The sequence below is a fragment of the Metabacillus sp. GQ13 genome (assembly GCF_059758525.1).
The window spans coordinates 1-1,216 of record NZ_JCAXET010000044.1 but is presented as its reverse complement, the minus strand read 5'-3'; the positions used below and the strand labels follow the sequence as shown (position 1 = coordinate 1,216).

The window sequence follows — 1,216 nt, the reverse complement described above, 5'->3', positions numbered from 1 at the left end:
TGAATCGGCTACACTGAACTAGACAGAAAAATTAAGGTCAAGTAGACTACAGATATTATACTCGAGGAGAATCTACGATGACTAAAAAAGTACGTCGAACATTTACTGCAGAATTTAAACAACAGATCGTGCAGCTTTATAACAGCGGTAAACCAAGAAAAGAGATTATCCGTGAATATGATCTTACTCCTTCTTCTTTAGATAAATGGGTAAGTCAAAGTCAAACCTCCGGTTCTTTTAAGGAAAAAGACAATTTAACGGACGAACAAAAAGAACTAGCTGAACTTAGAAAACGGAATAAGCAACTAGAGATGGAAAATGACATTTTAAAGCAAGCAGCGCTGATACTAGGACGAAAGTAAATGTGATAAAGAATAATCAACACAAATACTCGATATCAGCAATGTGTAAAGTCCTTCAACTCCCTAGAAGCACCTATTATTATGAAGCAAAAGAGCGTCAGGCAGAGGATGACATCACATCCGATATTATAGAGATTTTCCATTCGAGTTATCAAAACTATGGAACTCGTAAAATAAAAAAGGAATTGATAAAGCTCGGCAAGATCGTTTCTAGAAGACGGATCGGACGAATTATGAAAGAGCAGGGCCTAGTATCTAATTATACTCTTGCGCAATTCAAACCACATTCCAGTGGAACAAATGAATCAGAACAAAAAAATGAACTTGATCGTAAATTTATACAAGAAGAAGCATTATCAGTTGTGGTAAGTGATTTAACATATGTCAGAGTCAATAAAAAATGGCAGTACATATGTGTATTTGTTGATCTCTTTAACCGTGAAATCATCGGCTATAGTGTCGGTCGTAATAAAAATGCCCTGTTGGTATACCGTGCTTTAGCTTCAATAAAAACGGATTTACGTAATATTAAGCTTTTTCATACAGATCGAGGAAGTGAGTTCAAAAACAAACTGATTGATGATGCGTTAGCAACATTTAATATCGATCGATCTTTAAGTATGAAAGGATGTCCTTATGATAATGCAGTAGCAGAAGCTACGTTTAAAATCATTAAGACTGAGTTCATCAAAGGGCGTCACTTTGATAGTCTTGAAGATTTAGAAAAGGAATTACATACCTATATCCATTGGTTTAATAACAAAAGAATTCATGGAACACTAAGCTATCTAAGCCCAATAGAATTTAAACTTGAACACCTTAAAAAAGTTGTCTAGTTTACTGTTGACTATCCA

At 34.7% G+C, this 1,216-nt stretch carries 1 protein-coding gene; it reads left to right on the top strand.

Going from position 1 to position 1,216, the window contains the following annotated elements; genetic code table 11:
* Nucleotides 1–77 precede the first annotated feature (77 nt).
* A protein-coding gene (locus AC6CHR_RS25025; RefSeq protein WP_498251901.1) for an IS3 family transposase occupies nucleotides 78–1,198 on the top strand; the annotation gives its coding sequence in 2 pieces (ribosomal slippage) (nucleotides 78–327 and nucleotides 327–1,198; 1,122 coding nt in all).
* Nucleotides 1,199–1,216: the final 18 nt, after the last annotated feature.